Below are 25,465 nucleotides of genomic sequence, written 5' to 3'. Positions count from 1 at the left end.
GCTTAGTCGACTAGTTCCGGCTCGGGACGCGAAGAAGCCTTGCTGCCGGGCTCATCAGGTCCTGAAGAAGGATATTCCAGTACCACCTCGCCGTTCTCGTCCAGATCGACCTCGACCTGGCCACCATCGACCAGACGACCAAACAGCAGCTCGTCGGCCAGAGCACGGCGAATAGTGTCCTGAATAAGCCTGTGCATTGGGCGGGCACCCATGGCGGGATCGAAGCCCTTGGCCGCCAGATGCTCGCGCAAGGCGTCCGAGAAGGACACTTCGACGCGCTTCTCGTGCAACTGGTTTTCCAGCTGCATCAGGAACTTGTCCACCACACGCAGGATGATGTCGCGCGACAAAGGCTTGAAGCCAATAATCGCGTCCAGACGGTTGCGGAACTCTGGCGAGAAGTGACGCTTGATGTCCTGCATTTCGTCACCCGATCGCTGGGGCTGGGTAAAGCCAATGCTGGTCTTGTTCAGCGCTTCGGCACCAGCGTTGGTGGTCATGATCAGGATGACGTTGCGGAAATCTGCCTTGCGGCCGTTGTTATCCGTCAGCGTGCCGTGATCCATCACCTGCAGCAGGATGTTATAGACGTCCGGATGCGCTTTCTCGATCTCGTCCAGCAGCAACACGCAGTGCGGCTGTTTGGTCACGGCTTCGGTCAGCAAACCGCCCTGGTCAAAGCCCACATAGCCCGGAGGCGCACCGATCAGGCGCGATACGGTGTGACGTTCCATGTACTCGGACATATCAAAGCGCAGCAGCTCTACACCCAGCACAAAGGCCAGTTGACGCGCCACTTCGGTTTTACCCACGCCGGTCGGGCCGGAGAACAGGAAGGAGCCGATAGGCTTGTCGGGCAGACCCAGACCGGAGCGCGCCATCTTGATGGCCGCTGCCAGGGCGTCAATTGCCACATCCTGGCCAAACACCACCGATTTCAGATCGCGTGCCAAGGTTGCCAACTTATTGCGATCGTCGCTGGAGACTGTCTGGGGCGGAATGCGCGCAATACGCGACACCGTTGCCTGAATGTCGGCCTTGCCGATAACCTTTTTCTGCTTGGAGCGTGGCAGCAAGCGCTGCGCTGCACCAGCCTCGTCGATGACGTCGATGGCCTTGTCAGGCAGGAAGCGGTCATTGATATAACGGGCAGACAACTCCGCCGCCGCCGTCAGGGCAGCTGCCGAGTAACGCACGCCGTGGTGCTCTTCAAAATTGGACTTCAACCCACGCAGAATCTGGATGGTCTGCTCCACCGTAGGCTCGGCTACATCAATTTTCTGGAAACGACGCGACAGGGCGTGGTCTTTTTCGAAAATTCCGCGGTATTCCGAGTAAGTGGTCGCACCCAGACACTTGAGCTGACCGGAGGACAGCGCAGGCTTGAGCAAGTTGGACGCATCCAGCGTGCCGCCCGACGCCGAACCGGCGCCGATCAGCGTGTGGATTTCGTCGATAAACAAAATGGACTGGGCAGTTTCCTTGAGCTGCTTGAGCACCGCTTTCAGGCGTTGCTCGAAGTCGCCCCGATACTTGGTACCGGCCAGCAAGGCCCCCATATCCAGTGCGTAGACGCGCGCTTCGCCAAGAATGTCCGGCACGTCGCCACGCTGGATGCGCAGGGCCAGGCCTTCGGCAATCGCAGTTTTACCCACGCCTGCCTCGCCCACCAGCAAGGGGTTGTTCTTGCGGCGACGGCACAGAACCTGGATGACGCGCTCCACTTCCTTTTCACGGCCAATCAAGGGGTCAATGCGACCCAGGCTGGCTTCGGTATTCAGGTCGGTAGCGTATAGATCCAGCGGAGATTTCTGGGCGTCCGAGCGGGTATCCGTTTCCGCCGCTGCGGCAGCCTTGGGAGGCTCAGGAGCAGCGGGTTCCGGATTGGCCTTGGTGATACCGTGCGAGAGGAAATTGACCACATCCAGGCGCGAGACGCCTTGTTGCTGCAGGTAATACACTGCATGCGAGTCTTTTTCCCCGTACATCGCCACCAGCACGTTGGCGCCGGAAACCACATTTTTACCGGAGTTGCTGGACGATACGTGCATGATGGCACGTTGTATCACACGCTGAAAACCTAAGGTGGGCTGGGTATCGACCTCGCCTTCGCCAGGGAATGTGGGCGTATTTTCGTTAATGAATTTACGCAGATTCTGGCGCAGTGCATCAATATCGGCAGCACATGCTTTCAACACCTCCAGGGTGGAGGCGTTATCGAGCAGGGACAACAGCAGATGCTCTACCGTGATGAATTCATGGCGCGCGGCACGAGCCTCGACAAAGGCCATGTGTAGACTGACTTCAAGTTCTTCGGAGATCATGCTTCCTCCTACACGGCAAGAGTAAAACTAGGGGTTAAGGCTATTCTATGACTAATTTGCCTGATCTGAACAATACGGTAAACCATTAAATGGTCAAGCATCAGGCACCGGCTCCATCACGCACTGTAAAGGGTGCTGTCGCGACTGCGCCAGTTGTCGCACAATTTCCACCTTGGTGGCCGCGATGTCGCGGGGATACACACCACAGACAGCCCGACCCTCGTAATGTACTTTAAGCATAAGCTGTTCGGCCTGCTCAGGCGTTTTGGCAAACACCCGCTCCAGTATATTCACCACAAATTCCATGGGTGTGTAGTCATCGTTGAGCAAGATGACCTGATACATGGGTGGTGGGGCAAGCCGCGCGGATTGGCGCTCTACCGTTGTGGCGCCTTGCTTATCGATCTCAATGGCCATAATACAGAACTAGGTGCTTTCCATAGGTTGACTGGGGGGAACAAAATTCAGCATCATCCGACTGATCGTGTCAACTTCACAATAAAAAGTGGGGTGCCGCGATCACAGGCCCAGGGAGGGGCCGAAAAAAGTATCAACCATACACTAAGTTGAGAGGCAGCAAGCATGTCGGAAACTACCACCACCGCAGGCACTGGAGACAATCAAAAACTATCCGGGACCGTTAAGTGGTTCAATGACGCCAAAGGCTTTGGGTTTATTACACCCGATAACGGCGGCGAAGATCTCTTCGCTCATTTTTCATCCATTCAGATGAACGGGTTCAAGACTTTGAAAGAAGGCCAGAAAGTTCTGTATGAAGTCGCCCAAGGCCCTAAAGGCAAGCAGGCACTTAATATTACTTCGCCTTAAGATCTCTTGCGCTCTCGATTCTAACAAAAGCAGGTTCGCAACACACATGCAGTATCGCACTACGACTACGGGGCCTGCGCGCCCTGTTTTTTTTGCCTGTCTTCTGGCAGCGCTTTGTATTAGCGCCCCGGCCCAGGCGGATGAGACTCTTCCCACCCTGACACTGACCCTGGGTTCCAAAAAAATCCAGGCTGAAGTGGCCGATCGCGACGAGACTCGTGCTCAAGGCTTGATGCATCGAGAAAGCCTGGCCCCCGATCACGGCATGTTATTCGTATTCGAGCAAACCGGAATGCCTTGCTTCTGGATGAAGAATACGCCCTTGCCGCTGGATATCGCCTTTATTACCGATGAAGGCACAATTACCAATATCGAGGCCATGCAGCCCTTTGATCTTCAATCCCACTGCCCGGTGCGACCTGTGCGCTATGCCCTGGAGATGGAACAAGGCTGGTTCAAGCAAGCAGACAAAAAGGCCGGCGAGAAAATCACCGGCCTGCCTGCCCTGCAACCTTAGTTAGACGCGCTCGAGAATCAAGGCCACGCCCTGGCCGACACCAATACACATGGTGCACAGGGCGTAGCGTCCGCCTGTGCGATGCAATTGGTTGATAGCCGCAATCGCCAGACGCGCACCGCTGGCACCCAGAGGGTGACCCAGAGCAATCGCGCCCCCGTTCGGGTTCACGCGCGGATCATTGTCAGCCAGACCCAACATACGAGTCACCGCCAGACCTTGGGCGGCGAAGGCTTCGTTCAGCTCGATCACATCCATTTGATCCAGCGTCAGACCGGCCAAAGCCAGGACTTTCTGGCTGGCAGGTGCCGGGCCAATACCCATGATGCGCGGTTCCACACCAGCAAAGGCCATGGCCACCACACGAGCGCGTGGAGTCAGACCCTGAGCTTCTACGGTTGCCTTGTTGGCGACCAACAGCGCGCAAGCACCGTCGTTCACGCCAGAAGCATTACCGGCCGTCACAGTGCCATCGGCACGCACGACAGGTTTCAGACGAGTCAGGGATTCCAGGGTCGTGGCACGTGGATGCTCGTCCTTGTCCACCACAATGGGATCGCCCTTGCGCTGGGGAATGATCACGGGGGTGATTTCTTCAGCCAGAATGCCGGCTTCCTGGGCGGCAGCAGCACGCAGCTGGCTATTCAGGGCAAACACGTCCTGGTCTTCGCGGGACACATTGAACTGCTGAGCTACGTTTTCAGCTGTTTCGGGCATGGAGTCCACACCGTACTGCTCTTTCATGGCCTTGTTGATGAAGCGCCAGCCAATCGTGGTGTCGTAAATGCCTGCGCTGCGCGAGAAAGCCGTTTCAGCCTTGCCCATGACAAAGGGAGCGCGGCTCATGCTTTCCACACCACCGGCCAGGATGAAGGAGGCATCGCCGGCGCGAATCGCGCGAGCGGCCGAACCAATCGCGTCCAGACCCGAACCGCACAGACGGTTCAAGGTTACGCCGGGCACATCCACGGGCAAGCCGGCCAGCAGCGCAGACATACGTGCCACGTTACGGTTGTCTTCACCCGCCTGGTTGGCGCAGCCGTACATCACATCATCCAGCTTGCTCCAATCGATTTGGGGATTGCGCTTCATCAGCGCGGCAATAGGCACCGCACCCAGGTCATCCGCCCTCACAGCGGACAGCGAACCACCATAACGTCCGAATGGCGTACGAATTGCGTCACAAATAAAGGCGTCCTGACTCATGAAATTCACCCTGATAACTTGAATAAAATCGCGCGAGAGCACTATGAAGAGCGCTCGAAATCTACTGTTTTGATAGTAGCGCTTGAGCACAGAAGCTCATTTACCCACACCAAGGGCTGTCCGCTACGCGGTCGCTTTCATGTTTCATGTCCAAAGCCATCTATTGCTCATTAAATGCAGATATCAAGAGCGAATAAAGAAAAACAAACCACAGCTAATAGTAAAGCCTCACACCCGCCTGCATCCACCCTGGCTTATCGGGGGCAAGCCCCACGCCAAGCGCCCCCATGGCATACTGCCAACGTTGACATCCCTTACAGGCTCATCATCATGCAAGGCAATCCCGAAGTCCTCGACTATCTGAATCAGTTGCTGCGTGGCGAACTCGCAGCGCGCGACCAGTACTTTATCCATTCCCGCTTTTACGAGCATCTGGGTTTCACGCAGCTTTACGAGCGCATGAACCACGAAATGGAAGAAGAAACCCAACACGCTGACGCCCTGATACGTCGTATCCTGATGCTCGATGGCATTCCTGATATGCGCCCCAATGCGTTTGAGCCCGGCAAGGACGTGGTCGGCATGTTGCGCAAGGATCTGGAGCTGGAATATGAAGTTCGCGCTGCCTTGCAAAAAGGCATAGAACTGGCCGAATCCGCCAGCGATTTTGTCACCCGTGACATTATTCTGGCCCAGTTGCGCGACACGGAAGAAGACCACACCTACTGGCTGGAAAAACAATTAGGCCTGATCGAGAAAGTGGGCCTGGAAAACTACCAGCAATCCCAAATGTAAGGCCTTCAGGCAGAACGCATTGCAGCGCAAGTCCGACAGGCTACCGCGCTGCAAACACAAAAAAACCGCCAGCATATGCATGGCGGTTTTTTACTGCCGGGTAGCCCTCCAATGAGCGCTACCCACAACCTGGGCGATTAACCCAGGTTCTTGGCGGCAAAGTCCCAGTTCACCAGGTTCCAGAAAATTTCCAGGTACTTGGGACGGGCGTTGCGGTAGTCGATGTAGTAGGCGTGTTCCCACACATCACAGGTGATCAGGGCGACGTCATCAGAAGTCAGCGTCGTGCCAGCGTTGCTGGTGTTGACGATATCCAGGGAACCGTCGGCCTTTTTGACCAACCAGGTCCAGCCCGAACCGAAGTTGCCAACGGCAGACTTGGTGAAGGCTTCTTTGAACGCATCGAAACTGCCCCATTTGGCGTTGATGGCATCAGCCACTTTGCCGGTAGGAGCGCCGCCGCCGTTAGGGGACAGGCTGTTCCAGTAGAAAGTGTGGTTCCAAACCTGAGCAGCGTTGTTGAACACGCCACCGGAGGATTTCTTGACCACGTCTTCCAGGGAAGCATTTTCAAATTCGGTGCCAGCAACCAGGTTGTTCAGGTTGGTGACGTAAGCCTGGTGGTGTTTACCGTAGTGAAACTCCAAAGTTTCTTTGGAGATGTGTGGCTCAAGGGCGTTGAGTTCGTATGGAAGAGCTGGAAGAGTGAATGCCATTTCAATTCCTTCTAAAAAAAAACCGTGTTTGGTATCCAACAAGGACGACGCAGCCTAGAGTAGATCGTGCGTGCGCACCACATCCACCGACACATGACCGCGACTCAACTCGACATCGAGTCGTTCACCAATCTTTAAGTCTAACGCATTTTTTACAACTTTCCCCTCGCTATCCCTGACTATGGCATATCCACGATTAATGATAAGGCGCGGGGACAGGGCTTGCAGCGTTTGCTGGGCCGCAGCCAGGCGTTGGCGGCGCAAAACCAGCGCGTGATCCAGACCTTTTTCCAGCCGCTGGAAAAGCATATTCAGATTTTGCTGTCTTGACGCCAGCTGCGGAATGCTGCGCTCCAAACGAGCCCTTAACGTAGTCAGGCGCAAAGCGGCGGTATCGGGGACGCTGCGGGCCACACGCTGCAATCTTTGCGTCAGATGATCCAGGCGTTGCTGCTGCTGGGCCAGTCGTTGATGCGGAGAAACCAGCTTGGCCACCGCCCGATCCAGGCGCAAGGATGCGCGGTCCAGATGGCGCTGCACGCCGTGGCTCAAGGCCCCCATGCGCGCAAACACCTGCTCCAGTAACTGATCGCGCCCAAGACAGGCCAGTTCGGCCGCGGCGGTTGGCGTGGGTGCACGCAAGTCGGCCACGAAATCGGCAATGGTGAAATCGGTCTCGTGCCCCACCCCACTAATAATAGGGATAGGACTGGAGGCAATCAGGCGTGCCAGACCCTCATCGTTGAAAGCCCAGAGATCCTCCAGACTGCCGCCCCCGCGTACCAGCAAGAGCGTATCGACCTCGGCCCGCTCAATCGCGGTTTCCAATGCTTGTCGCAATCGCGGTGGCGCTTCGACACCTTGAACTGGAGCGGGATAAATAATAATGCGCACATGCGGAGCGCGACGCTCCATCGCAGTCAGCACATCTCGCAAAGCAGCGGCCGCCAAGGAAGTGATGATGCCTACACTGCGCGGCAAGCTTGCGATTGGGCGCTTGCGTTCCGGCTCGAACAAACCTTCGCTTTGCAGTTGCCCCTTTAATCGCAGAAACGCTTCATGCAAATCCCCCAACCCGGCGCGACGCATGCCCTCGACCTGAACCTGAAAGTCCCCGCGTGCTTCGTACAAGGTCACCGAACAGCGAAACTCGAAGCGCTCGCCCGCCCGCGGCACGAAGCCCACGGCCTGGGCACGCCCCCGGAACATCACGGCACGAACGGCCGCCTTGTCGTCCTTGATGGAGAAGTACCAATGCCCGGAAGCAGCCTGGGTAAAGTTGGATACTTCGCCACTAACCCAAACCACCGGCATGTGCTCGTCCAGCAATTGACTGACACGGCGGTTCAACTGTGCCACGGTCCATACCGCAGGTGCTCTAGATTCTTGATAATGCATCATATTCTTTGTTTTTGACTCGCCACGAGCTAGTTTTCCACCGCTCCGTATCCACAACTGTCATGCTTTTGTCAAATAGACGCCAAGACAATGGCTTCCGTGGAACACCTGATGCAATACTTTATCGAAAACAGGTAAGCCATTGAAATTAAACACTATTTATAAAAACACAAAGATGGTCGAAAATTAGCCAGAGAACCTCTAAACCACCACCCGAGCCACTATGGGATGTTTTATACACAGAATTATCCACAGTTTTTGTGGATAGTTTTAGCACTACACTTATTACTTCAAATACATCAGGGGTTTGGCGTCACTCTGCGTGTAAAAGACCCTGAAGTGTACCGCGCCCGCGCCGGAACATTCCCGCAATGCAGGCAGGGGCTCTACAATAAGCGCTGATTTATTTCGTGACCGGATAATAGACTCGTGCTTACTTTGATCCATGCCGCTGGCTGGCCTGTCTGGTTCCTGCTGGCCTGCTCCATTCTTGCCCTGGGTTTAATCCTGGAGCGCCTTCTGGCCCTGCGCAGCAAACGAATTCTACCGGCTGGACTGGCACGCCAGATCAGCGAGCTGACAGCCCAGAACCGTATCCAGGACGACTCCCTGCCCCGCCTGTACGACAACTCCCCCCTGGGTCGAGTATTAGCCACCGTACTGAAAAATCGTCATCTGGCTTCCGCCTTGCGTGAGTCCGCGGTCGAGGCGGAAGGCAAGGACATCAGCTACCAATTGAACAAGTACATTCCGGCACTGGGCACCATTGCCGTGATCGCCCCTTTGCTGGGCCTTTTTGGTACGGTTATTGGCATGATCGACATTTTTGCCGCCTACGACCCTGCTGGTGGTGACCCCAGCCTGATTGCCCGTGGCATTTCCGTTGCCCTGTACAACACCGCCCTGGGGATTCTGATTGCCGTCCCGGCCATGATCTTTCACCGCTACTTTCGCAGCCGTGCCGACTACCTGCTGCACTGCCTGGAAACAGAAGCCGGTGCCCTGGATCGCCTGTTGGCACAGAGGGCTGCCTGATGCGCTTTCGCCGAGCCCAAGACCAGGACACGCTGGAACTGAATCTGGTGCCCTTGATTGACGTCTTGCTGGTGGTGCTGATTTTTCTGGCTGCCAGCAGCACCTTTGTGCGCTATCGCCAGCTGGATGTTTCCTTGCCCCAGGCTCAGGCCCAGGCCGCCCAGACCACTGAACTGCTACTGGCTATCAGCCAGGACGGGCGCTATGCCCTGAACGGCATGTGGCTGGATGCCAGCAGTGGTTCTCCCCTTAGCCAAGCTCTGTCGACGGAAAAAACCGACGAGAACAGCAGCCTGCTGATTCTGGCTGATGCCCAGGCGCCCCACTTTGCAGTGGTCCAGGCTATGGAAGCCGCCCGTCAGGTTGGCATCCATCGCATTCACTTTGCGACCCAGGCCCCATGAGTGTGCGCGTCCGCCTGACTGATTGGCTGCACCAGCAGTGGCAGAAAAAAGGCTGGTTCAGTCTTGTGATGCGCCCTCTTTCTGCGCTGGCGGTAATCTTCGTACAACGCAAGCAGCATCGCTACGAGCAAGACCCCAGCGCGTCCTACCGCAGCCCGGTGCCAGTGATTGTGGTGGGCAATATCATCGTCGGTGGCGCAGGCAAAACGCCCGTCGTCCTGGCACTGACCGAGCAATTGCGCGCTTTGGGATGGGCCCCCGGTATTGTCAGCCGTGGTTATGGTGTGGAGATCGGCCCCAACCCGCGTGTGGGTCAGGGCCAATTAGCCGCCGAACAGTTTGGCGATGAACCCGCTCTGATTGCCGCCCAAACCCAGGCCCCCATCGCCGTCCACCCTCGTCGTGCCCTGGCTGCCCAGGCTTTGCTCAAGGATTTCCCGGCCGTCGACCTGATTATTTCAGATGATGGCCTTCAACACCTGGCCTTGCAGCGTGATATGGAAGTCGTGGTGCAGGATGCACGTGGCGTAGGAAACGGCCTGCTGCTACCAGCCGGCCCACTGCGTGAAGGCCCCGAACGCCTGCGTACGGTGGACTGGCTGATCAGTCAGGTCGTGGCCGGCCAGGCACCTCCTTCCACCCCTCAACCCGCTGAACCCGGCCGCGCCCTGACCATGAGCCTACGCCCGTATCGGCTGGAGCACCTGAGCTCGGGCCGCCGCCTGAGCTGGTTGGACTGGCAGCAGGAATACGGTCAACAGGAACTGCAAGCCTTGGCCGCCATTGGCCAGCCTGCCCGTTTTTTCACGATGCTGCGCGCTTGTGGTCTGCATCTGAGTCAGACTTTCCCCCTGCCCGACCATGCCGCCTTGCAAGCCCAGGACTTTCAGGCCCTGCATGACGGGCTGGTACTCATTACCCGTAAAGACGCCGTAAAATGCCAGCACCTGAACGACTCACGACTGTGGGTTGTCGATGTCCAACCCGAGTTCTCACGCCCGGACTGGATTGCTGAACTGGACAGCCTGTTGCGCAAGCGGCGCTTAACCCCACCCTCTTTATCCGGAGTTCAATAATGGAAACTCGCCTACTCGAAGTGCTGGTCTGCCCTTTGTGCAAAGGCCCTCTGCGCCACGACCGCGAACAGCAGGAACTGGTTTGCAAAGCTGACAAGCTGGCCTTCCCTGTTGTGGACGGCATCCCCACCATGCTGATCAACGAAGCGCGTCAACTGGATGCGCAGGAACCCGCCAGCAACTGATATGACTTTTTCCGTCATCATCCCTGCGCGCCTGGGTTCCACCCGTCTGCCCAACAAACCGCTGGCTGACATTGCTGGCCAACCCATGATCGTGCGCTGTGCCCAGCAAGCGGCACGGAGTGGAGCGCGTCAGGTTTGGGTGGCGACGGACTCGCCTCAAGTGCTAGAAGCCGTCCAGGCAAGCGGCTTCAACGCCCTGCTGACCGACGCCGAGCACCCGACCGGCACGGATCGCCTGGCCCAGGCTGCCCGCCTGCTGGAGCTGTCCGAGGACGAGATCGTGGTCAATGTGCAAGGGGACGAACCTCTGATCCAGCCCGAGCATATCAATGCCGCCGCCGAACTGCTGGCTCGTAGCGAACAGGCGGATATTGCCACGCTGGCCGCGCCCATCAGGAACGCCGAGACGCTGTTCAACCCCAATGCCGTGAAAGTGGTGTGCGACCTGCAAGGCCGCGCCCTGTACTTTTCCCGCGCCCCCATGCCCTGGGCCCGCGACGCGCTGGCCGGTGGCGACCGGGTACTGGCCGACGGGCTTCCCGCATTGCACCATATTGGCCTTTATGCCTACCGAAATCGCTTCCTGCAGCAGTACGCCCAGCTACCGCGCGGGCCGCTGGAGCACTTCGAATCTCTGGAGCAGCTGCGAGCCATGGAAAACGGCTTCCAGATTATGGTTCACCGCCTTCAGGAGATTCCTGCAGCCGGGGTAGACACCGAACAAGACCTGGAAAGAGTACGCGCTCACTTCGCAAATCGGTTATAAAAGATCTTTTTTCTGCTCTATCCGAATAAAAAATGCGCTAAATATGCTGCAACGCATCATACTGAAGCGAGAATCGGATCGACGCATTTCCTGGAGGAATTCATGCGACTCATACTGCTCGGGCCCCCTGGTGCCGGCAAAGGCACTCAAGCTGCTTTCATTACCGAGAAATTTGGTATTCCACAAATTTCCACGGGCGATATGTTGCGTGCCGCTGTCAAAGCCCAATCCCCGCTGGGTGTAGAAGCCAAAAAAATCATGGACGCCGGTGGCCTGGTCTCCGATGACATCATCATCGGCCTGGTTCGCGACCGTCTGAAAGAAGCAGACTGTGAGCCCGGCTACCTGTTCGACGGTTTCCCACGCACGATTCCCCAGGCCGATGCCTTGAAGGATGCCCAGGTCAAACTGGACTTCGTGATCGAAATCGACGTACCGGAAGAGAGCATCATCGAACGCATGAGCGGCCGCCGTATCCACGCAGCCAGCGGTCGTAGCTACCACGTCACCTTCAATCCACCCAAAACCCCCGGTGTGGACGACGTAACAGGCGAACCCTTGCTCCAGCGCGACGATGACCGCGAGGAAACCGTCCGCCACCGCTTGTCTGTCTATCGCGAGCAGACCCGCCCTCTGGTCGATTACTACTCGCAATGGTCAGCCACCGGCGACCCGCAAGCTCCGGCCTATCGCAAGATTTCCGGCGTGGGCAGCGTCGATGAGATCCGCCAGCGCATTGTGGACGCCCTGGCAAGCTAAGTAAGTCAAGATTCAGCCGGCCCCAAAAGGGCCGGTTGTTTATTATTCAAGGGAGACAAGCTCATGCAAATCAATAACAAGACTTTTATTGTCACGGGCGGCGCATCGGGTCTGGGCGCAGGCACCGTACGTATGCTGGTTGAAAATGGCGCCCGCGTGGTGATCGCCGACATTCAGGACGAGGCCGGCGAGGCTCTGGCCAAGGAGCTGGGCCAACACTATCAGCGCTGTGATGTGACTTCCGAGCAAGATGCCCAGGCCGTGGTGGATCTGGCTTGCCAGGACAGCGCCCGCCCCTTGTTCGGACTGATCAACTGTGCCGGCGTGGCCCCTGCCTCGCGCACCGTAGGACGCAATGGTCCCCACACACTGGACCTGTTCCAGAAAACCGTCATGATCAACCTGGTCGGCACCTTCAACATGTGTCGTCTGGCCGCCGCTGCCATGAGCAGCAATACCCCCGAAGCTTCGGGCGAGCGTGGCGTGCTGATCAATACGGCTTCGGTCGCTGCCTACGACGGCCAGATTGGCCAAGCGGCATACGGTGCGTCCAAAGCCGGTGTGGTGGGTTTGACCCTGCCTCTGGCCCGCGATCTGGCGCAGACCGGCATCCGTGTCATGACGATTGCCCCCGGCATCTTCGGCACCCCCATGATGTTTGCCATGCCTCAGGAAGTTCAGGACTCCCTGGCGGCCAGCATCCCTTTCCCATCGCGCCTGGGTCGCCCTGAAGATTTCTCCCAACTGGTGCAAAGCATCATCAATAATGAAATGCTCAATGGCGAAACCATCCGTCTGGATGGCGCCATCCGTATGGCACCAAAATAACTTTCTGTATCGGCTCCAATGGGTTTGTTTCGCTCGGCGGCCACCATTAGTGGCCTGACGCTGCTGTCTCGTATCACCGGACTGGCACGCGATATTCTGATTGCCCGCGCCTTTGGGGCGGGCCCGCTCACCGACGCTTTCTGGGTGGCCTTTCGCATTCCCAACCTGCTGCGACGCCTGTTTGCAGAGGGTGCGTTTTCACAAGCCTTTGTACCCATCCTGGGGCAGGTGCGCAAGGAACACGAGCAGGACAAGGTTCAGCAATTGCTGGACCGCGTTGCCCTGCTGCTGACCTTTGCCGTCATGCTGGTCACTGCCATTGGCATTGTTGCGGCCCCCTGGGTCGTCAGTGCCATGGCCAGTGGCCTGACTGCACCGGAGCGACAAACCGAATTTGGTGCCGCCATCACCATGACGCGCATGATGTTCCCCTACATCATCTGCATGTCGCTGGTGGCTTTTGCCTCTGCGGTACTCAACACCTGGAGCCGCTTTGCGGTTCCGGCCTTCACGCCCATCCTGCTGAATCTGTCCATGATTGGCGCCAGCCTGTTTCTGGCCCAGCACATGGAAACGCCCATTTATGCCCTGGCCGTTGGGGTGATGGTGGGGGGGCTGGCCCAGTTGTTGGTGCAATGGGTTGCACTGGCCCGCCTGGGCCTGTTGCCACGATTCTCATTACGGCTGGGGGAAGCGCGTCGCGACCCCACCGTGCAACGCATTCTCAAACAGATGCTGCCCGCCATTCTGGGCGTTTCTGTTGCGCAGATTTCCCTGCTGATTAATACCAATATCGCCACTTGGCTGCAGTCCGGCAGCGTGACCTGGCTGTCCTTTGCCGACCGCCTGATGGAATTCCCCACCGCCCTGCTGGGTGTAGCGCTGGGCACGGTCTTGTTGCCCAAGCTATCTGCTGCCCATGCAGGCAAGGACGACAAGAACTACAGCGGTTTGCTGGACTGGGGCCTGCGTCTGGTCTTGTTACTGGGCCTGCCTGCTGCCCTGGGCATGGCCTTGCTGTCGGACGGTCTGGTCGCCACCCTGTTTCACTACGGTGCGTTTGCCGCCGCTGACGTTGCCCAGACCAAGCTGGCAGTGGGGGCCTATTCGGTTGGTCTGGTTGGCCTGCTGGCCATCAAGATTCTGGCCCCCGGCTTTTACGCCCGCCAGGATATCCGCACTCCCGTACGCATCGCCATTGCCGTCCTGGTCATTACCCAGCTCTTCAATCTGGTGCTGGTGCCCACCTTTGCCCACGCCGGACTGGCCTTGTCGATTGGCCTGGGTGCCACCGTCAATGCGCTGACCTTGCTGGTCATGCTGCGCAAGCGCGGGATTTACCAGCCCAATCATGACTGGTTACGTTTTTTCCTGAAGATTATTCCCGCCCTGGTCGCTCTGGCCGCCGTCCTCTTGCTGGCTGACCGTTATATCGACTGGATCAGCCTGGGAGCCACGCCCCTGCTGCGTGTGCTGTATCTGGGCGGCGTGTTGCTTGCCAGCGGCATTTCCTATTTCGGCATGTTGTTTATCGTAGGCATTCGCCCCTCTTACTTTACAAAGCGGGCTTAGTATCCTAGAATAATTGTCTTTGCCGATTAAACTTTAAAACTTAGGCTTTATTAAAAATGGCTAATACCGCACAAGCACGCAAGCGCGCCCGCCAAGCAGTGGCTCGCAACAAACACAACGCCAGCATCCGTTCCATGCTGCGTACCGCTATCAAGCGCGTTCGCCAGGCTATCGAAGCCGGTGACAAAACTGCTGCTAACGAAGTTTTCCGCAAAGCGACCAGCATCATTGATCGCGTTGCCGACAAGAACATCATTCACAAGAACAAGGCTGCCCGCCACAAGAGCCGCCTGTCTGCTGCTATCAAGGCCCTGGCCTGATTGCTGAAGATTTTTAATGGTTTAATCGGCTCTGGCCTAAAAACCAGTTAGAAAAGGGGTGCCTAGCACCCCTTTTTTATTAGCCACAAAACCATTGCCTGAACACGCAGGCCAATCATGCTAAGTTATGGATTTGCTATTTCATCAGCGAGTCCCCATGACACGTCCCATCGTGCTGCAACTGGTATCTTTGGCCCAGCACCCTTCTTTTGACGAAATCGACCGTCACTTCGAGCGCATTGAATTTCAGAACCTGAACCAGCTCTCTGCCGACCAGATCGAGCGCGTACAGGTATTACTGACCAGCGCTGTCACCGCTACCCCCTCCTCCTTGATGGACCGCCTGCCCGCTTTAAAAGCGATTTGCAGCGTCGGGGTCGGCTACGACTCCATCGACGTACAGGCCGCCAAGCAGCGCGGCATCCAGGTCAGTACCACCCCTGATGTCCTGAACGACTGCGTGGCCGATATGGCCTGGGCCCTGATGCTGGACGCTGCCCGCCGCGTCACTGAATCCGACCGTTATGTACGCGCCGGTTTATGGGATCGACCCAACGGTTTCGGTCTGGGTACCCGCGTCAGCGGCAAGAAGCTGGGAATTGTGGGCCTGGGCCGCATTGGCCAGACCATTGCCCGCCGAGCCAGCGGCTTTGATATGGATCTGCGCTATCACAACCGCCGCCCACGTCACGATGTGCCCTGGCATTACGAACCTTCCCTGATCGAGCTGGCCCATTGGGCAGACATCATGGTGATTGCAGCCGTTGGTGGCGACGAAACGCGCGGGCTGATCAATATCGACGTGCTGAACGCCCTGGGCACCAAAGGAATTCTGATCAATATTGCCCGCGGCAGTGTGGTCGATGAAAGCGCACTGATTGCCGCCTTGCAGGAAGGACGACTGGGTGCTGCCGGGCTGGATGTATTCGAGAATGAACCCCAGGTCCCCCAGGCCTTGCGCGACCTGGACCAGGTGGTTCTGGCACCGCACACCGCCAGCGCAACACATGAGACACGCGAAGCCATGCTCTCTCTGGCGTTGGAAAATGTAGTGCAGTATCAGAAAACCGGCAAAGTGCTGACGCCACTGGCCGTATAAAAAAACAAGTCGCCTACCGTTTCAACGGTGGCGACTTCCTGGAGGCGCTGTCTGAATCAGGAATCGACAGGGTCCATATTGTCGGGATCAATGCCGCTAATCTTCAAATTATTATCATCGGCAAAGCCACAGACGAATTTCCAGGCCAAAGGTTCAAGCTCTCGCAGGCGCGCATCCACCACCACACAACGCACGCCGTCAATCAATCGCGGCACCACATAGGGCGAATAAGTCAGATGACCACCCATCGCCCCTGCCGGACGAAACTGGGACATTACACCGGCCAAGCGTTCTGCCCAGTCACTGGGACGAAAGCGCTGATCCTGCCGGGTCACACCATGGATTACAAGTTGCTTCACTGGCTCTGTCATAACAATTAATCGCTAATCGTGCAGTTCAGGTATGCTGCACCTTTTCCTTTCTCGCCACGCATTGTATCCGATCGCGGCCACCCAAAGCCCGGGAATCAATAAATTAGCCGCTTGACAATTTATTGCTGATCATTACATTGCCCCCTCGTTTTATTCCGAAACCAAACGGTTTTCCCTTGTCTGTCTCTGGCCGGCTTTGCTCTAAATAGCCAGACAGGTTAAGATGGCTTTCTTTATCCGCAGGATTTTTTTATGGATGCCATCGTGCAAGCAGGGCCGCTTCGGCACTTTCTGCAATTTCGCGACTTTTCTCACGACGAAATTTTATATGTGCTGGAACGCGCACGCCTGATCAAAGACAAGTTCAAACGCTATCAGCCGCACCACACATTGCACGACCGCACCCTGGCGATGGTTTTTGAAAAAGCCAGCACCCGTACCCGTGTTTCGTTTGAAGCCGGTATGTATCAGTTGGGCGGCTCGGTCATTCACCTGACCACCACCGACTCGCAGCTGGGTCGCTCCGAACCTATTGAGGATACCGCCCGCGTGGTTTCGCGCATGGTCGATATCGTCATGATTCGTACCTTCGAGCAAACCCGTCTGGAGCGTTTTGCCTCCCACTCGCGTGTGCCGGTCATCAATGGCCTGACCAACGAATTTCACCCTTGCCAAATTCTGGCCGACATCTTTACCTTTATCGAACACCGTGGCGATATCAAGGGCAAGACCGTGGCCTGGATTGGTGACGCCAACAATATGGCCTACACCTGGCTGCAAGCGGCAGAAATCCTGGGCTTCACCCTGCATGTGTCGGCTCCTAACGGTTACCACCTGGAGTCGGATCGCACCGGCAACCCGGATTCCAGCATTCTGCGCGAATTCGACGACCCATTGGAAGCCTGCAAGGGCGCGCACCTGGTCACCACTGACGTGTGGACCAGCATGGGTTACGAAGACGAGAACGAAGAACGTCGCAAAGCCTTTGCCGACTGGTGTGTGGATCAGGAAATGATGGATGTGGCCGCTCCTGACGCCATCTTCATGCACTGCCTGCCCGCTCACCGTGGCGAGGAAGTGACTGGCGAAGTCATCGACGGTCCACAAAGCGTGGTCTGGGACGAAGCCGAGAACCGCTTGCACGTACAGAAAGCTTTGATGGAGTTCCTGATTCTGGGTCGCTTGGAAGCCTAAGCGCTTTTACCCAGGGGCAGACTGCCCATTAATGAAAAAGGGATGCTTGGCATCCCTTTTTTAATACAGCAGCGGCATAGGCAAGCCACTGAGCAGTCAGCCAATAAGTGCTTGAAGACCACCTGAATACAGGAAGACTGGACTTCCCACCTATTCTTCAACCTCCAAGCCCGCCAAGCGATAGCCAACCTGCAACTCCGTCAGCAGGTACTTGGGTTGTGCCGCATCTTCTTCCAGCTTTTGACGCAGCTGCATCATGTACACCCGCAGGTAATGAGGCCGGTCGGAATACGCTGCGCCCCAGGTTTCATGCAGCAAGTGTTGATGGGTCAGCACCTTGCCATGCCCCCGAATCAAGGCCGTCAGCAAACGAAACTCGATAGGCGTCAAATGCACGGCCTCCCCGTCCCGCGTGACCTCATGGGAGGCCAGATCCACCTGCACACCCCCAAAGCGAACCCTCGAAGAAGCCGCCTGAACATTCGGGACCAGTTGGGAGCGTCGTAACAAGGCTCGTATGCGGGCCAGCAGTTCCGGCACGCCAAAGGGCTTGACCAGATAATCGTCCGCCCCGGCATTTAAGGCCGCTACTTTTTCTTCCTCTCGTTCACGCGCCGACAGCACCAGAATGGGCGAATACACCCAGCTACGCAAATCGCGGATCAAGTCCTTGCCATCCCCGTCCGGCAAGCCCAAGTCCACAATCATCAAATCAGGACGGCGGGTCGCCGCATCCATGCGCGCCTGCTCCAAGGTGCTGGCCTCGATCACGGACATGCCTTCCTGCTCCAAGGCAATTCGCACGAAACGACGAATATTGGATTCGTCCTCCACGATCAGTATCTGGGCTTTGTTCATGTCAGTAGCTCGTCACCATCCATACGGGGAGCCGGTTTCCAGGGCAGGCGAATCTCAAAGATCACCCCATGAGGCAAACGCGGCTTGGCGCTGATCGTACCACCATGCGCGGCAATAATCGTGCGGCATAGTCCCAGGCCCAAGCCCACGCCCGCAACCGAGGACTCTTTCTGCCCCCGCGTAAAAGTATCAAACAAGCGCTCGGGATCGCCGGGCGGCAAACCGGGGCCATCATCACTGATCAATAAATACATGGACTGGCCGGAACACAGACCGCGCAAGGAAATCGTGCTGGTGGCAGGCGTGTATTTGGTGGCATTATCCAGCAGGTTCGTCACCACCCGTTCCAGCATGACACCATCCACCTCGACCAAAGGCAGGTCCGCTGCAAACTCGGTCACCACCTTGCGGGGCTGCAAAGCGGCAGCACAGCGGGCAACAGCAATCCCCACAATCTCGCCCAGAGCATGCCACTCCTTATGCAGCTTCACGCCTTCATTCTGCATCCGCGCCAGGTCCAGCAGGTTGGAGACCTGGCGGCGCAGCTCGTCCGACTCAATACGGATGGAACGGGCAATATCCGTGCGCTCGGTTTCGCTCAAACCTTTGGGCTGCTCCAGCGTTTCAGCCAGACCCCGAATCACGGTCAGAGGTGTACGTAAATCGTGCGAAACGGCCGACAGCAGCGTATTGCGCATCTTCTCCCCTTCCATGCGCAGCACCGTATCCTGGGCGATTTCCACATAATGAATCCGCTCCAATGCCTGGGCCAAGGTAAAGCAACAAGCATCCAGCAAACGCCGTCCATCCGGAGTCCTCAACGACGCGGCTCCGCCTGACTGCACCACCAGAACTCCACGCGGGGCCATGGGACCTTTCAAGGGCAGATACAAGGCACTGGCACCACTCAGAGTCTCGGTGCCGTTACCGGCAGCTTCCATATGATCAAACACCCATTGCGCCACCGATAGCTCTACAAAGCCGGTATGGCGGGTCGCCACCAACTGGTTTTGTTGATCCGGCACCACCAGCACCACCTGCATCTCGAACAAGGGTTCCAGCGTATCGCGGCAGACCGCCAAGACTTGTTCCAGGGCCAAGGCGCCTGCCAAGTCCCGACTGACTCGGGTCAGCGCCGCCGCGCGTCGTTCACCATCTCGTGCAGCCCTGGCTTCGGCCTGCAATTTGGCAGCCAACTGACCAATAATCAGCGCCACCCCCAGCATGACGCCGAAGGTAAATACATATTGGGTATCCGTCACCGAAAAAGAATAGCGGGGCTCGACAAAGAAGAAATCGAAAAAGGCCACGGACAGCAAAGACGCCCACACCCCGGCCAGCCGTCCCAAGCGCAGAGCAATAAAAACCACGGTAATCAGGAACAGCATGATCACGTTGGAGAGCTCGAAAAAAGGCAAGAGCTTCTCGGCCAGCAAGGTGGTCACAACGCAAATAATGAACGCAATTGATAAGGCCTTGCCCTGCGCCATGGGCTGTTCCAGTTCCAAAGGCCGTATAGGCCGCTGCACCGTATCCATGCGCACCAGCAGCAAGCCGATTTCAGGATTGCTGCGTGCCAGGCGCTCGGACAAGCTGGTACGCCAGGGCCAGATAGATCGCGCTGAGGAGTTACCCAAAATCAGCTTGGTGGCATTGCGCTGACGGGCGTAGGCCAGAATCGTATGCGCCACATCCTGCCCCGCAATATTGGCAAACTCGGCCCCGGCATGTTGGGCACTGGCTGCCAAGCGCACCAGTGCCTCCTGCGCCTTGATCTGCCCGCTTTCCTGCGGTGTATCCACATGCAGCACAATCCAGGGCGTCTGCAATTGCTGGGCCAAACGCGCGCCCTCCCGAATCAGGGCTTCCTGGGCACTATCCGCACTGACGCACACCATCAGCAGCTCGCGTGTCGGCCAAACTGTGCGTATCGCATGGGAGATACGGTACACATGCACATCCGCATTAACCCGATCCGCCACCCGGCGCAAAGCCAGCTCACGCAAGGCGATCAGATTGCCGCGACGAAAGAAGTTCTGACGGGCATGGGCCACCGAGTCCGCCAGATACACCTTGCCCGCATTCAGCCGAGATAACAAATCATCGGGAGGTAGATCCACCAGCAAGACATCTGCCGCACGATCAAAAATCCGATCTGGTACGGTCTCCCGAACCCGTACCCCGACAATGCCACCCACCACCTCATTCAGACTGTCCAGATGCTGCACGTTCAGCGCGGTATACACATCAATACCCGCATCCAGCAGCTCCTCCACATCCTGCCAGCGCTTGGCGTGGCGACTGCCCTCGATATTGGAGTGCGCCAGCTCGTCCACCAGCAACAGTTGATAGCCCGAGGCCAGAGCAGCATCCAGATCAAACTCCGTCACCACCCGTCCCTGCCGCTGGTACTCCTTGCGTGCCAGCACGGGCAAACCGTCAATCAAGGCCTGGGTTTCCTCGCGGCCGTGGGTTTCCACAACCCCGATCGCTACGGACACGCCCTCGCACTGACGCTGATGCGCCTCCTTGAGCATGGCGTAGGTTTTCCCTACGCCCGCACAAGCGCCGAAGAAAATCTTGAGCTGCCCGCGGCGAGGCTGATGCGGGTCGTCACCGATCACCTGCAACAGCTCGTCGGGGTCCGGCCTATCCTCAAGTGACATGGATCTGTGCACTCCATCCAGAAAACTGCTATTGATCTTACGCTCTTATCCAAACAAGGGCGTCAGCAGTAAATCAATCAGTTTGATACCTATAAAAGGCGCGATCAGCCCGCCCAAACCGTAGATCAGCAAATTGCGTTTCAGCAGGCGGCTGGCCGGTTCAGCCCGATACTTCACCCCCCGCAGGGCCAGGGGAATCAGAGCGATGATGATCAGTGCATTGAAAATGACCGCAGACAGGATCGCGGTAGCCGGACTATGCAACTGCATCACATTCAAGGCCCCCAGAGCGGGATAGGTGACCACAAAAGCCGCCGGAATAATCGCAAAGTACTTGGCCAGATCATTCGCGATGCTGAAGGTGGTCAGGGCACCGCGCGTCATGATCATCTGCTTGCCCACTTCCACCACGCGCAAGAGCTTGGTGGGGTTGCTGTCCAGATCCACCATATTGCCGGCCTCTTTGGCCGCCTGGGTACCGCTGTTCATGGCCACGGCCACATCGGCCTGCGCCAGAGCAGGCGCGTCGTTCGTACCGTCCCCGGTCATGGCAACCAGGCGGCCTTCGTCCTGATAGCGCCGAATCAACTGCAGCTTGTCCTCAGGTGTGGCTTCGGCCAGATAGTCATCCACCCCGGCTTCCGCTGCAATGGCAGCGGCGGTCAGCTTGTTGTCCCCGGTAATCATGACCGTCTTGATGCCCATGGCTCGCAACTCAGCAAAGCGCTCCTTGATACCGCCTTTGACAATATCCTTGAGCTCCACCACGCCCAGCACCTTATTGCCTTCGGTGACGACCAACGGTGTGCTGCCCCGCCGGGCAACCTCCTTGACCAAGGCATCCAATTCGCGGGGAAACACGCCGCCCTGGGACTCAATATGCGAGCGCATGGTGTTCGCCGCCCCTTTTCGGATCTGACGACCCTCAATATCAATCCCGCTCATGCGCGTATGGGCGCTAAAGGCGATGGTCTGCGCACCTTGCAACTCACGGCCACGCAAATTGAAGAGTTGCTTGGCCAGCACCACTATGGAGCGCCCTTCGGGGGTCTCGTCCGCCAACGAAGCCAATTGAGCTGCGTCTGCCAGGGCTTGCTCCGACACCTGTGGCGCGGGCAAGAAGGCCGAGGCCTCTCGATTACCCAAGGTAATGGTGCCGGTCTTGTCCAGCAGCAAGACATCCACGTCCCCGGCCGCCTCAATCGCACGGCCAGAGCTGGCCAGCACATTGGCCTTCATCATGCGGCTCATTCCGGCCACACCGACAGCCGATAACAAAGCACCGATAGTGGTTGGAATCAGGCACACCAACAAGGCAATCAGGGCAGTAATCGTGACGGGCGAGCCTTGGCCGGTCAGCACAGTGGCAAAACTGGAGAAAGGCAACAAGGTGACGCAGACCAGCAGGAAGATCAGCGTCAGGGCGACCAGCAAGATATTCAAGGCAATCTCGTTAGGCGTCTTGCCGCGCTTGGCGCCCTCCACCATTGCAATCATGCGGTCCAGAAAAGCTTCACCCGGCTTGGCGGTGACCTGCATCACAATCCAGTCCGACAGAACGCACGTCCCGCCCGTAACCGAACAAAAGTCACCTCCCGACTCCCGAATCACAGGTGCCGATTCACCCGTAATGGCGGACTCGTCTACCGACGCCGCCCCCTGCAGCACTTCGCCGTCAGCCGGAATAATCTCGCCCGCTTCAACCAGCACATAGGCACCGGGCACCAGTTCATCGCTGGGCACTGGCCAGGAGCGGCTGTCACGGACCGGGTCTTTCAGAACTTTGGCCATGACCCGCTTGCGGGTGGAGCGCAGCGCATCGGCCTGCGCCTTGCCGCGCCCTTCTGCTACGGCTTCGGCCGCATTGGCAAACAGGACCGTAAACCACAGCCAGGCGGCAATGGACCAGATAAAGCCGGTGGGGGCCTCGCCTTGCCCCATCAAGGCCTGCACACCCAGCAAGCTGGTGACGATACTGCCCAGATACACCACACACATCACCGGGTTTTTAAATTGCACCCGTGGAGACAACTTCTTGAAGGCTTCCTTGCACACCGTGCCCCAGGGCACGGCCTGAAATGCCGTCGAACGCTCGGCCTCTTGCGGGGCTTTCAGATCAGTAATAGACATAATGACACCTGCTCCTAATGCACTGCAGGCTGGGCAGGCTTGGCCATGTCCAGCGCAAGATTAAGCTCCAGGACCTGCACGCGTGGCTCACCCAGCACGCCTAATTGACGAGCAAGGGTATAGCGATCGATCAGGACCTGAACCTGAGCCAGCGACATGCCACGTACCTTGGCAATACGCGCGGCCTGCAAACGGGCATTGGCTACCGAGATGTGGGGGTCCAGTCCCGATGCCGACGCCGTCACGGCATCCACCGGCACGGGTGAATCCTTGGCCAAACCGTTCATCAGGCGATAGGCCCTGCTGCGTTCGGCCACAGCCTCCAGCAGACTCTTGCTTAATACCCCCTGATTGCTCGCCCCGCTGGCAGCGGCGTTATAAGGCTGCGCAATAGTGTTGGAAGGATCAGCCGGGTCCGCGCCCAAGGTTGCACTGGGGCGCCCATGAAAATACTCGGGCTGACTGAAGTACTGACCAATCTGGCGGGAACCCACGAGCTGGCCGTCACGCTGAATCAGGCCGCCCTTTGCCTGTTCCGGGAACAGGGCGGTGCCAATCAAGGTCGTAGCCAATGGGTAGGCAATGCCCGTCAAAAGCATGAAAAACACGGCAGACAGCAGCACGGGACGCAAGAAGCTTCTCATCGTCGGTGCAGCCGCTGTCGAAACCATATATTGATGGGTAGACATGACAGTCAATCCTCAAAAAGTAATGCCATCGAGCATCAACAGGTGCTCCACAATCGGGCCCAGCGCCAGAGCAGGCAGGAAAGTCAGCCCACCCACCACCAGAACCACGAAGATCAACAAACCGGTAAACAAGGGAGTGGCCGTCGACAAGGTGCCAGGACCAGCAGGAACCGCTTTCTTGGCTGCCAGCACACCGGCCAGAGCCAGCAAGGGCAACAAGGTCAGGTAACGCCCGACCAGCATGGCCAGCCCTATCGTGGTATTGAAGAATGGCGTGTTCGCATTGAAGCCGGCAAAGGCCGACCCGTTATTGGCCGTACCCGAGGTGTAGGCGTACAGGACTTCGCTGAAGCCATGCGGCCCCATATTGGACAGGCTGTTCATGGTGGATGGCAGCACGCTGGCCAAGGCCGTAAAGCCCAGAATGCTGAAGGCATGCGCCAGCATGGCGAGCATCACGTACTTCATCTCCCGCGCCTCAATCTTCTTGCCCAGAAACTCCGGGCTGCGCCCTATCATCATGCCCACCAGAAACACCGTCAGAATGGCGTAGCTAACCAGGCTGATAAAGCCCACGCCTATCCCACCAAAGACGTTGTTCAGCATCATTTGGGCAATCGGCACCAGGCCACCCAAAGGGGTCAGCGAAGAGTGCATGGCATCGACCGAGCCGGTGGTCGCAGCCGTGGTCACGGTGGCAAACAAGCTGCTTTGCGCCACACCGAAGCGCAGTTCCTTGCCTTCCAGATTGCCACCGCCCATCGTGCTGCTTTGGGCCTGGTCCACACCCAGGGACGTCAGCAAAGGATTGCCTGCCTGCTCGGCGCTATAAATCAGAGACAGAAAGCCGATGAACATCACCAAGAAGGCTGTAAAGAAGGCCCAGCCCTGGCGACGACGAGCCAGCATCGAGCCAAAGGCATAGGTCAAGGCCGAGGGCACCAGCAACATGCTGAGCATATGCACGGTATTAGTCAGCGGCGTGGGATTTTCAAAAGGATGGGCCGCATTCATGCCAAAGAAACCGCCCCCATTGGTTCCCACATGCTTGATGCTTTCAAGGCTGGCCACTGGCCCCAGAATAATCTGCTGCTTAAGCCCTTCCAGCGTGTTGACCACGACATCAGAAGTCAGCGTCTGCGGCATACCCTGCCAGATATACAGCAAAGCCAGCAAAAAACTGCACGGCAAGAGCAGGCGATATAAAGAGCGGGTGAAGTCCACCCAGTAATTACCAATATCAGCCGAACTTTTACGGCTTAAACCACGGATGAAGCCACCAGCCGCAGCCAAACTCGTGGTGGCACGGATCATCATCAAAAAAGTGATGGCCGCCATTTGAGAGAAGTTGGACAGACTGGATTCGCCCGAATATGCCTGCCAATTAGTATTGGTCGTAAAGGACACGGCCGTATTGAAGGCCAGGTCGGGCGTTTGCGCGGCACGCTGCAAGCTGTCTCCGGGAATCCAGGCCTGCACCCGCAAAAGAACATATCCCAGAAGCAACATGGCGGCGTTGCTGAACAAGAGCGCCAGACCATATCGCTTCCAGGACATTTTCTCCTCAGGATTCACACCCAGTAGCCGATACGTACCACGCTCGATCAGGCTGTGATTGGGGCTACTGAAAAAATGGGCAATCCATTTGCCCACCACCACCAGCAAGACCGTGGAGAGGGCCAGAATAATTAGAAACTGCATCAGATCGTCCAGCATGACTGCCCCTCTT

Annotated in this window: 25 protein-coding genes; 14 read left to right on the top strand and 11 right to left on the bottom strand. The window is 57.5% G+C overall.

Going from position 1 to position 25,465, the window contains the following annotated elements; genetic code table 11:
* Nucleotides 1-2 precede the first annotated feature (2 nt).
* Both clpA and clpS read right to left on the bottom strand, forming a co-directional pair.
* Complete coding sequence (clpA, locus tag CPY64_RS05980) at nucleotides 3-2,324, bottom strand: ATP-dependent Clp protease ATP-binding subunit ClpA (RefSeq protein WP_042487883.1); 2,322 nt, start codon at nucleotides 2,322-2,324, stop codon at nucleotides 3-5.
* A gap of 93 nt (nucleotides 2,325-2,417) precedes the next feature.
* A complete protein-coding gene (gene clpS / locus CPY64_RS05975; RefSeq protein ID WP_026482895.1) occupies nucleotides 2,418-2,741 on the bottom strand; it encodes an ATP-dependent Clp protease adapter ClpS in 324 nt (107 codons plus the stop codon).
* Between the two features lie 165 nt (nucleotides 2,742-2,906).
* Between clpS and CPY64_RS05970 the strand changes: the two genes are divergently transcribed.
* Complete coding sequence (locus CPY64_RS05970) at nucleotides 2,907-3,152, top strand: cold-shock protein (RefSeq protein WP_003801483.1); 246 nt, start codon at nucleotides 2,907-2,909, stop codon at nucleotides 3,150-3,152.
* Between the two features lie 46 nt (nucleotides 3,153-3,198).
* Complete coding sequence (locus CPY64_RS05965) at nucleotides 3,199-3,669, top strand: DUF192 domain-containing protein (protein ID WP_052363017.1); 471 nt, start codon at nucleotides 3,199-3,201, stop codon at nucleotides 3,667-3,669.
* Here the strand turns inward: CPY64_RS05965 and pcaF are convergent, their stop codons facing one another.
* A complete protein-coding gene (gene pcaF, locus CPY64_RS05960) occupies nucleotides 3,670-4,875 on the bottom strand; it encodes a 3-oxoadipyl-CoA thiolase (RefSeq protein WP_042487885.1) in 1,206 nt (401 codons plus the stop codon).
* 330 nt (nucleotides 4,876-5,205) lie between these two features.
* Between pcaF and bfr the strand changes: the two genes are divergently transcribed.
* Complete coding sequence (bfr, locus tag CPY64_RS05955) at nucleotides 5,206-5,670, top strand: bacterioferritin (protein ID WP_042487888.1); 465 nt, start codon at nucleotides 5,206-5,208, stop codon at nucleotides 5,668-5,670.
* Between the two features lie 137 nt (nucleotides 5,671-5,807).
* Here bfr and sodB read toward each other — a convergent pair whose 3' ends face one another.
* Together sodB and xseA are read right to left on the bottom strand one after the other, a co-directional pair.
* Nucleotides 5,808-6,386 carry a superoxide dismutase [Fe] gene (gene sodB / locus CPY64_RS05950; protein WP_009455685.1) on the bottom strand — a complete coding sequence of 193 codons (579 nt, stop codon included), beginning with the start codon at nucleotides 6,384-6,386 and terminating at the stop codon, nucleotides 5,808-5,810.
* 54 nt (nucleotides 6,387-6,440) lie between these two features.
* A complete protein-coding gene (gene xseA / locus CPY64_RS05945) occupies nucleotides 6,441-7,787 on the bottom strand; it encodes an exodeoxyribonuclease VII large subunit (RefSeq protein ID WP_042487891.1) in 1,347 nt (448 codons plus the stop codon).
* A gap of 426 nt (nucleotides 7,788-8,213) precedes the next feature.
* Between xseA and CPY64_RS05940 the strand changes: the two genes are divergently transcribed.
* The 10 genes from CPY64_RS05940 to CPY64_RS05895 all read left to right on the top strand — a co-directional run bounded on the left by CPY64_RS05940 (nucleotide 8,214) and on the right by CPY64_RS05895 (nucleotide 15,828).
* Complete coding sequence (locus tag CPY64_RS05940) at nucleotides 8,214-8,819, top strand: MotA/TolQ/ExbB proton channel family protein (protein WP_042487894.1); 606 nt, start codon at nucleotides 8,214-8,216, stop codon at nucleotides 8,817-8,819.
* Complete coding sequence (locus tag CPY64_RS05935) at nucleotides 8,819-9,223, top strand: ExbD/TolR family protein (RefSeq protein WP_042487898.1); 405 nt, start codon at nucleotides 8,819-8,821, stop codon at nucleotides 9,221-9,223. Before CPY64_RS05940 ends, CPY64_RS05935 begins: the two co-directional genes overlap by 1 nt.
* Nucleotides 9,220-10,299, top strand: a complete 1,080-nt coding sequence (gene lpxK / locus CPY64_RS05930) for a tetraacyldisaccharide 4'-kinase (RefSeq protein ID WP_042487900.1) — start codon at nucleotides 9,220-9,222, stop codon at nucleotides 10,297-10,299. The genes CPY64_RS05935 and lpxK overlap by 4 nt, the downstream gene beginning before the upstream one ends.
* The gene (locus CPY64_RS05925) at nucleotides 10,299-10,484 is read left to right on the top strand and encodes a Trm112 family protein (RefSeq protein WP_042487903.1); all 186 of its coding nucleotides are present in this window, start codon (nucleotides 10,299-10,301) and stop codon (nucleotides 10,482-10,484) included. The genes lpxK and CPY64_RS05925 overlap by 1 nt, the downstream gene beginning before the upstream one ends.
* 1 nt (nucleotide 10,485) lies before the next feature.
* Nucleotides 10,486-11,250, top strand: coding sequence for a 3-deoxy-manno-octulosonate cytidylyltransferase (gene kdsB, locus CPY64_RS05920; RefSeq protein WP_042487906.1), 765 nt, complete (start codon nucleotides 10,486-10,488; stop codon nucleotides 11,248-11,250).
* Between the two features lie 102 nt (nucleotides 11,251-11,352).
* Nucleotides 11,353-12,009 carry an adenylate kinase gene (gene adk / locus CPY64_RS05915; protein ID WP_026482905.1) on the top strand — a complete coding sequence of 219 codons (657 nt, stop codon included), beginning with the start codon at nucleotides 11,353-11,355 and terminating at the stop codon, nucleotides 12,007-12,009.
* A 63-nt stretch (nucleotides 12,010-12,072) separates the two neighbouring features.
* Nucleotides 12,073-12,837, top strand: coding sequence for a 3-hydroxyacyl-CoA dehydrogenase (locus CPY64_RS05910; RefSeq protein ID WP_042487909.1), 765 nt, complete (start codon nucleotides 12,073-12,075; stop codon nucleotides 12,835-12,837).
* Between the two features lie 18 nt (nucleotides 12,838-12,855).
* Complete coding sequence (gene murJ, locus CPY64_RS05905) at nucleotides 12,856-14,409, top strand: murein biosynthesis integral membrane protein MurJ (RefSeq protein WP_042487912.1); 1,554 nt, start codon at nucleotides 12,856-12,858, stop codon at nucleotides 14,407-14,409.
* 56 nt (nucleotides 14,410-14,465) lie between these two features.
* Nucleotides 14,466-14,729: a 30S ribosomal protein S20 gene (rpsT, locus tag CPY64_RS05900; RefSeq protein WP_003801510.1), complete on the top strand. Its 264-nt coding sequence runs from the start codon at nucleotides 14,466-14,468 to the stop codon at nucleotides 14,727-14,729.
* A gap of 157 nt (nucleotides 14,730-14,886) precedes the next feature.
* Entirely contained in the window at nucleotides 14,887-15,828 is a 942-nt protein-coding gene (locus CPY64_RS05895) for a 2-hydroxyacid dehydrogenase (protein ID WP_042487918.1), read from the top strand.
* Nucleotides 15,829-15,884: 56 nt separating this feature from the next.
* Here CPY64_RS05895 and CPY64_RS05890 read toward each other — a convergent pair whose 3' ends face one another.
* Nucleotides 15,885-16,199 carry a DUF3579 domain-containing protein gene (locus CPY64_RS05890; protein ID WP_042487921.1) on the bottom strand — a complete coding sequence of 105 codons (315 nt, stop codon included), beginning with the start codon at nucleotides 16,197-16,199 and terminating at the stop codon, nucleotides 15,885-15,887.
* Between the two features lie 252 nt (nucleotides 16,200-16,451).
* Between CPY64_RS05890 and argF the strand changes: the two genes are divergently transcribed.
* A complete protein-coding gene (gene argF, locus CPY64_RS05885; RefSeq protein ID WP_042487924.1) occupies nucleotides 16,452-17,393 on the top strand; it encodes an ornithine carbamoyltransferase in 942 nt (313 codons plus the stop codon).
* Between the two features lie 150 nt (nucleotides 17,394-17,543).
* Here argF and CPY64_RS05880 read toward each other — a convergent pair whose 3' ends face one another.
* Genes CPY64_RS05880 through kdpA form a run of 5 tightly spaced genes read right to left on the bottom strand, consistent with a single transcriptional unit; the run spans nucleotide 17,544 to nucleotide 25,452 of the window.
* Entirely contained in the window at nucleotides 17,544-18,251 is a 708-nt protein-coding gene (locus tag CPY64_RS05880; protein WP_042487927.1) for a response regulator, read from the bottom strand.
* On the bottom strand, nucleotides 18,248-20,917 hold the full coding sequence (locus tag CPY64_RS05875) for a sensor histidine kinase (RefSeq protein ID WP_042487930.1): 2,670 nt from the start codon (nucleotides 20,915-20,917) through the stop codon (nucleotides 18,248-18,250). The genes CPY64_RS05880 and CPY64_RS05875 overlap by 4 nt, the downstream gene beginning before the upstream one ends.
* A gap of 45 nt (nucleotides 20,918-20,962) precedes the next feature.
* Nucleotides 20,963-23,047, bottom strand: a complete 2,085-nt coding sequence (gene kdpB / locus CPY64_RS05870; protein ID WP_042487935.1) for a potassium-transporting ATPase subunit KdpB — start codon at nucleotides 23,045-23,047, stop codon at nucleotides 20,963-20,965.
* Nucleotides 23,048-23,061: 14 nt separating this feature from the next.
* On the bottom strand, nucleotides 23,062-23,736 hold the full coding sequence (kdpC, locus tag CPY64_RS05865; protein ID WP_042487938.1) for a potassium-transporting ATPase subunit KdpC: 675 nt from the start codon (nucleotides 23,734-23,736) through the stop codon (nucleotides 23,062-23,064).
* Between the two features lie 12 nt (nucleotides 23,737-23,748).
* Complete coding sequence (gene kdpA / locus CPY64_RS05860; RefSeq protein WP_042487941.1) at nucleotides 23,749-25,452, bottom strand: potassium-transporting ATPase subunit KdpA; 1,704 nt, start codon at nucleotides 25,450-25,452, stop codon at nucleotides 23,749-23,751.
* Nucleotides 25,453-25,465 lie beyond the last annotated feature (13 nt).

Source organism: Alcaligenes faecalis (assembly GCF_002443155.1).
GTDB classification, from domain to species: Bacteria; Pseudomonadota; Gammaproteobacteria; order Burkholderiales; family Burkholderiaceae_B; genus Alcaligenes; species Alcaligenes faecalis.
The sequence above is the reverse complement of the archived record's forward strand: the minus strand, read 5'-3'. Positions and strand labels throughout refer to the sequence as shown.

Coding starts and splice junctions, on each gene's coding strand:
- clpA (WP_042487883.1), bottom strand. CDS start 2,324: ATGATCTCCGAAGAACTTGAAGTCAGTCTACACATGGCCTTTGTCGAG.
- clpS (WP_026482895.1), bottom strand. CDS start 2,741: ATGGCCATTGAGATCGATAAGCAAGGCGCCACAACGGTAGAGCGCCAA.
- CPY64_RS05970 (WP_003801483.1), top strand. CDS start 2,907: ATGTCGGAAACTACCACCACCGCAGGCACTGGAGACAATCAAAAACTA.
- CPY64_RS05965 (WP_052363017.1), top strand. CDS start 3,199: ATGCAGTATCGCACTACGACTACGGGGCCTGCGCGCCCTGTTTTTTTT.
- pcaF (WP_042487885.1), bottom strand. CDS start 4,875: ATGAGTCAGGACGCCTTTATTTGTGACGCAATTCGTACGCCATTCGGA.
- bfr (WP_042487888.1), top strand. CDS start 5,206: ATGCAAGGCAATCCCGAAGTCCTCGACTATCTGAATCAGTTGCTGCGT.
- sodB (WP_009455685.1), bottom strand. CDS start 6,386: ATGGCATTCACTCTTCCAGCTCTTCCATACGAACTCAACGCCCTTGAG.
- xseA (WP_042487891.1), bottom strand. CDS start 7,787: ATGATGCATTATCAAGAATCTAGAGCACCTGCGGTATGGACCGTGGCA.
- CPY64_RS05935 (WP_042487898.1), top strand. CDS start 8,819: ATGCGCTTTCGCCGAGCCCAAGACCAGGACACGCTGGAACTGAATCTG.
- lpxK (WP_042487900.1), top strand. CDS start 9,220: ATGAGTGTGCGCGTCCGCCTGACTGATTGGCTGCACCAGCAGTGGCAG.
- CPY64_RS05925 (WP_042487903.1), top strand. CDS start 10,299: ATGGAAACTCGCCTACTCGAAGTGCTGGTCTGCCCTTTGTGCAAAGGC.
- kdsB (WP_042487906.1), top strand. CDS start 10,486: ATGACTTTTTCCGTCATCATCCCTGCGCGCCTGGGTTCCACCCGTCTG.
- adk (WP_026482905.1), top strand. CDS start 11,353: ATGCGACTCATACTGCTCGGGCCCCCTGGTGCCGGCAAAGGCACTCAA.
- CPY64_RS05910 (WP_042487909.1), top strand. CDS start 12,073: ATGCAAATCAATAACAAGACTTTTATTGTCACGGGCGGCGCATCGGGT.
- murJ (WP_042487912.1), top strand. CDS start 12,856: ATGGGTTTGTTTCGCTCGGCGGCCACCATTAGTGGCCTGACGCTGCTG.
- rpsT (WP_003801510.1), top strand. CDS start 14,466: ATGGCTAATACCGCACAAGCACGCAAGCGCGCCCGCCAAGCAGTGGCT.
- CPY64_RS05895 (WP_042487918.1), top strand. CDS start 14,887: ATGACACGTCCCATCGTGCTGCAACTGGTATCTTTGGCCCAGCACCCT.
- CPY64_RS05890 (WP_042487921.1), bottom strand. CDS start 16,199: ATGACAGAGCCAGTGAAGCAACTTGTAATCCATGGTGTGACCCGGCAG.
- argF (WP_042487924.1), top strand. CDS start 16,452: ATGGATGCCATCGTGCAAGCAGGGCCGCTTCGGCACTTTCTGCAATTT.
- CPY64_RS05880 (WP_042487927.1), bottom strand. CDS start 18,251: ATGAACAAAGCCCAGATACTGATCGTGGAGGACGAATCCAATATTCGT.
- CPY64_RS05875 (WP_042487930.1), bottom strand. CDS start 20,917: ATGTCACTTGAGGATAGGCCGGACCCCGACGAGCTGTTGCAGGTGATC.
- kdpB (WP_042487935.1), bottom strand. CDS start 23,047: ATGTCTATTACTGATCTGAAAGCCCCGCAAGAGGCCGAGCGTTCGACG.
- kdpC (WP_042487938.1), bottom strand. CDS start 23,736: ATGTCTACCCATCAATATATGGTTTCGACAGCGGCTGCACCGACGATG.
- kdpA (WP_042487941.1), bottom strand. CDS start 25,452: ATGCTGGACGATCTGATGCAGTTTCTAATTATTCTGGCCCTCTCCACG.